6 protein-coding genes and 1 pseudogene are annotated in these 5,646 nt (G+C 27.7%); all 7 read left to right on the forward strand.

All coding sequences use genetic code 11. The annotated features are described in order from the left end of the window. A partial coding sequence (locus OO775_RS12475) for a DUF6402 family protein (RefSeq protein WP_264847536.1) occupies positions 1 to 891 on the forward strand: 891 nt, incomplete at its 5' end. 508 nt (positions 892 to 1,399) lie between these two features. After that, positions 1,400 to 1,858: a hypothetical protein gene (locus tag OO775_RS12480; RefSeq protein WP_264847537.1), complete on the forward strand. Its 459-nt coding sequence runs from the start codon at positions 1,400 to 1,402 to the stop codon at positions 1,856 to 1,858. 3 nt (positions 1,859 to 1,861) lie between these two features. Continuing rightward, positions 1,862 to 3,175, forward strand: a complete 1,314-nt coding sequence (locus tag OO775_RS12485; protein WP_264847538.1) for a hypothetical protein — start codon at positions 1,862 to 1,864, stop codon at positions 3,173 to 3,175. Continuing rightward, entirely contained in the window at positions 3,132 to 3,776 is a 645-nt protein-coding gene (locus OO775_RS12490; RefSeq protein WP_264847539.1) for a hypothetical protein, read from the forward strand. Before OO775_RS12485 ends, OO775_RS12490 begins: the two co-directional genes overlap by 44 nt. 95 nt (positions 3,777 to 3,871) lie before the next feature. Next, entirely contained in the window at positions 3,872 to 4,456 is a 585-nt protein-coding gene (locus OO775_RS12495; protein WP_264847541.1) for a hypothetical protein, read from the forward strand. 72 nt (positions 4,457 to 4,528) lie between these two features. Next, on the forward strand, positions 4,529 to 4,825 hold the full coding sequence (locus tag OO775_RS12500; RefSeq protein ID WP_264847542.1) for a hypothetical protein: 297 nt from the start codon (positions 4,529 to 4,531) through the stop codon (positions 4,823 to 4,825). A gap of 562 nt (positions 4,826 to 5,387) precedes the next feature. Next, positions 5,388 to 5,646 (forward strand): annotated as a pseudogene (locus OO775_RS12505) (PRTRC system ThiF family protein); the annotation flags it as partial.

Genomic DNA, 5,646 nt, shown 5'->3' on the forward strand with positions numbered 1-5,646 from the left:
TGTCTTTACTTAGATGGGGAAACTATTTTTCGTTTGAATAAAGATGATTATTTAAAAATACACGTAGTTGAGTATGTTACAAAGGTTATGCTTTCACAGAAATATCCTTGGAAACATGCAGTTGCTCTCCAAAAAGAATGGTTTGAGGGAGAAGCTAGTGAAAATCCATGGGAAAATCCTATATTCGAGAAAATTAAAATGGACTGGGTTTTATCTTTTGATAGAGCAAAAAAAGTATACGATGATTTAAAAGATAATCTTTGGAAAAGCAATAATGCAATAAAGGAATTGAAAAAAATGATAAAAAGAATGTCTACTGATAGTAATATAAAAAATTTTGAATTACCTGATAAAGGCAAGACAGTTATTTTTGGAGTATCTGATGCGACTCTTGTAAATTATAAAGATGTTAAACAACCAAAAATTAAAAATGAAAAAAAGATAGAAAAAATGCCTCTTTTTGAAAGATTTTATTACCAATCTAAATCATATGAAATTTCTAAGATACCTCCTGAACCTTTTGATGGGTTATCAGGAGCTTTAGGTTCTTTTTCTTTTCGGGTTATAGCTTTTGGAGAAATTACTAAAAATGAACAGAATTATGAAATTAAAATTACTAAAATAGGAATTTATATAAAGGATAGTTTTGATTTTCTTAAATCTGATAAAGAAGAAAACTTAGGAAGTTGGAATATTTATAGAAATTTAATAAGTTATGACCTTTTCTATCCAAGTGAAGAGTTTTATAGAATATTTAACCAATCATATCGTGATTATAGAGATGATTATAAAAACTTTTCTAATAAGGGAAAAGACTTTAATCTTTATTCCGATATAAAATACATTGATAAAGACTTTACTTTTTATGCAACTTTTGAAGAAATTGAATAGGATATTTAAAAAAATTAAATATTGTAGCTTATTTTTTATAGGCTCAATTATATTATACAAGTTTTTTGAATATATAATAGGAGATGCAACTCCAAGATTTTTAATGACAAATTGTTATTATAAATCATATCCTAATACATTAATAGGATTATTTACATTTGCTTTGTATATAACAATGTATCTTTTTAAACCGATAAAAAAGGATACTTTTTGGTTTTATATAAAATTTTATTCTATTTGGTTGGAGATATCTGTGTTTTTTTCTATTCTTTTTTGGGCTTATATTGGTTATTATCCAGATATAGTTCTAGCAGTAAATAGAATAGTAGATGATTTTTGGAATATGTTTATAACAGCTAATGGTATTATAATTCTTTCATTCCCATATAATATATGTGTATTTATTCTGTCCTTTTTCTTGATAAGAAAGTATAGTAAAGCATAAAGAGTTTAAGTTCGGAGGTCAAATATTGAAGCCCTGAGGTAAATTAATTGTAAAATAAATATTATGGGAATTTTTAAGAAAGCTAATAACATATATATCACAGTTCGTGACACTTATACTATAAGAGCTGGCTCTTCTTATGAAGAAGCTGAAGAAGTAACTATTACAGCTACAGAAGAAATAGAATTAATAAGTGCTGACAAAGTAATAATGCAAGGTTTAAATGGAGGTGTAGAATATGGTACTGTTAATAAAGAAGAACCTAAAATTATTATGAGCTATTTTACCGACCTCAATGATAAAATGTTAGGAAATAGAGGAAAGATAGGAGATGAAGTCTATTTAGTAGTAGAAGGGAAAAATCTTGCAGGGAAAAAAGCAAATTTAGACTTAACTGATGATGAAATTGATTTTGAATACAATGGCGAACGCTTAGAAAACGATATACTCAAAGGGTATGTTTTTAAAAACGACAAAACAGAGCGCATCAAACTAAAAATAATAGAACAAAAAAACGACTAAACTATGGCAGGCATAAGAATAACATTATTAGAAACAGGACAAGAATCCGTAGCAAGACTATGGGTTAACAAACCTGAACCTAAGGAAGAAAAAGAACCTGATTACCTCATACACTTTAGAAGACCCCAAAACTACGAAGGAGAATTTGGTTTTGATTGGATGAGAGATGAGTATATTGAAATTATTGATTCTAATGTTCCTGTATGTAAGACCCCAGAGATTTTAGAAAAACAATATAAAATAAGAAATTTTCACAATCAAAAATATTATGTCCCTTGGTTGGCATTATTGCCTTTTTCTACCGAATATAAATACGGGTCGTCAATTAACAAAGATGGAGCTAATTTGAATCTTGAACTACAAGAATTAACTGATTTAAAAGACGATGGAACAAAAATTGTTTTTAAAATTGATGGGAAGTACAATGATGCTGTAAAAATAACTCCTGCCTCTATTGAACTGTCAGAGTTTTTAAATCAAAAAACAGAAGTCCGGAATATAAGTAATGAGGATATTAGTTATAGAGTTTTAAAAAACAAGGTGAATATAAAATGTTTAGGGGTTTTAGAAGAAAATGTTTCAATTAAAGTAATAGCAACAAAAAACGGAAAAGAACAGCAAGTGGGAGAGCTTATGCTATTCAAAACCAGTAAAATACCCAAGGCAAAAATTATTTTAGTAAAAGTAATTACTAACGATAAACCTTTTTCTTTGCCCAATGATTTTGAGTATGCACTCAAATATAAATCATTTAACCAAGCATTGACACGTGTAGAAGTTATTGCAAGAAATCAAGTACTTGATTTGCGAAATAGAAAGGAGAAAACAGTTGTAGACTTTTTGTACGATTTAAAAATGAATAGATTAGAAAAGAAAGAAGTTCTTGAAAACATTATTGATTTTTATGAAGCATTTAATGGAAAAACATCAAGTAATTATATCTATTTATTTTATCATAATAACGAGGTGTCTGAAATTAATAGAGGAAGAGGTATAAAAAGTAAAGGATTTACAAATAGAAATAGAATTATTCTAAATTTAGGAGGATTAAACACTCATACCATAATTCACGAGATAGGACACGCTTTGGGACTAAAACATCCTTTTGAAGAATATGAAAATATACCTTTATTTGAAAAAGGAACCACCGATAATTATATGGACTATGAACACACGGGGTATAGTACAGGAAATCCACATAAAGGAAAAATGTTTTCGCTTTTTAAATGGCAATGGGATGAGATACATAAGAATAAAAACAATATTTTAAAGTTTGATTATGATGACAACTACAAAAGTTTTTGGGATATTTTTTAGTTTAACTTTTTTATTTTCCTGTGTTGAAAAAAAGAAATTAGATAAGGATTTGGAAATTCAACGGATTGATATTTTTTTTGATTTTTTTGAAAACTGTGAACCTGAAATTCAATGGAAAGATGGACGTTATTACAAAGGAGACTCCATTGTAGACAGAATAGATTGTATAAACAACTATTTGTTGCAAGATAGATATGTTATGGATGAAAATAAAGAGAAGTATGTTTTAAAAGAATCAAGAAAATGGAGAAACATAGGGATTTATAAACCTACCATTTTTAATCATATTCCTTTGGAATATATTGAAAAAAATAAAAAATACTATTTTGAAAAAAAAGAATTTCAAGCAGAAAATGCCACTTTTTACTTTAAAGATGGAACTAAAACCTATTGGCATTTTGATAAAGTATCTCGTTACTATCCCAATATTCAAAATATGATAGAAAATTATGAATATGGGGAAGTTGGAGTTTTCTTTCATATTTTATCAGAGACAAGTAGATACATAGGATATTTAGATTCAGAATATATTTGTGAAATCACAAAAGAATTCGCAGAATATGACAACAACCGAGAAATTTTACGCAGATATGAACAATAGCCTAAAATTTGACTATGATTATAAAAGTTTTTGGGATATTTTTTAGTTGTATTTTTCTTTTTTCTTGTGTAGAAAAGAAAAAATTGGACAAAAATTTGGGAATTAAAAAAATTCACATTTATAAACATAGATCAATTAGTGATTATGAAGTAGGAAATGAAAACGGATATACTGATATAATAAAAATTAAGGAAGATTCAACAGTTATATGTATTGATTTACAGAAAGATAGTTTGTTTGTGCTAACCTATGGAGTCGATGATAGTTACGACCTTTCTCAAAAATATAAATTGAAGGAAACAAAAAAGTGGAAAAATTCAACAGTCTATAAACCTTCTATTTTTAATCATATTCCTTCTGAATACATAGAAAGGGATAAAAAATATAATTTTTTAGAGAGAGAAATAGAGAATGATGATCATGGTGTTGAATTTTATTTTGAAAATGGTTCACGGACTTATTGGTATTTTTATATCAATTTTTTTACATACTATGGTGATAATTATGAACAAGAGAAAAAAAACAGCAAATATCCTGATTTGTTTCCCTTTTTTATTATTTTGCAAGAATTGGGAACCTGTGCAATTTATATAGACCCAGATTTAGATAAAGCATTGACAAAAAAATGTGAAATAAATAAAGAAATTAACCGAGAAATTTTACGAAGATATGAACAATAGCCTAAAATTTTCCTATAATGATGACAATTACAAAAGCTTTTGGGATATTTTTTTAGTTTAATTTTTCTTGTGTTGAGAAAAAGAAATTGGATAAGGATTTGGGAAGAAATAAATGATTCATTTGATTTTATTGGTTCTCAAGTTTTAGGAGGGTGGAACAAATCTATTTTTAGTTATCATTCTAAAGTTGATAAATATACTTTTTTTGATGAAAGAAATTTAAATATTAGTAATAGTACATTCAATTCCTTTAGAAACAAAACTAAAATAGGAAAAGATTTCCATATAAAAGGAATAAGGCTAATTAAGGAAAGTAATCATTTTGTAAAAACTATTAAAATTAATTCTAATGAAGTTATATATAAATAAAGTTATAAAACACAATTTCTTTTTTTCTCTCATATTTTTCTTATTATTACACTTATTATATATGAATATAGGTATTTTTGAATATATTATTGGGAGGAAAAATTATATTGGCAAGATTTAAGAACAGGAGTTGGAGGACATTGGATGGACCAAACCTCTTTTAATTTTTCTGATTATATGGAATATGGACCAACAAATATTAAAGACATTGTTTTACCCTACATATATAGAGAATATAATCTTTTCTTATTGTTCTTATTATTGAGTGTACTATTTACTTGTTATATTGCGCTACCCGCTATAACAATATTATTCAAAAAAATAAATCAAAAGAAAGTATTTATAGTTATTGATAGTATTATTCTTTCAATATATCTGTTATGTACTTTTCCAAGACTATTATATTATCCTATGATAGGTGTTATCCCAATGGGTATACTTATTCCAATAGTGCTTTTGTTCCTATTATTTTTTAGAATACGCCAATATAAAAAGAAACTTATTTTTAGAGATTAGTCCTGCCAATCTCGGTAGACAGCTCTTTTTAGCTTGTGAGTTAGGAATGTACAAATCCACAGCCCTGATAGGTCGTATCAATCGCTTTTTTGGTACAGACTGGAGAGCGCAAACACAGCTATTCAGCACTGAGACCTTTTCCTCTGAAGAAGAAACAATGAGAGGAAGCATTTACCTTTCGTGTGTAGATAGCGCAAAGGCACGTTTTGACATTGGGGAAGTACTCACTCATTTAGAGCGAGCCCATCACTACCACAACAACCCTAAGTATTGGTTAGATTTTGGCAACAGCACCCATTCAGGGC

The organism is Capnocytophaga catalasegens (assembly GCF_026005215.1).
GTDB classification, from domain to species: Bacteria; Bacteroidota; Bacteroidia; order Flavobacteriales; family Flavobacteriaceae; genus Capnocytophaga; species Capnocytophaga catalasegens.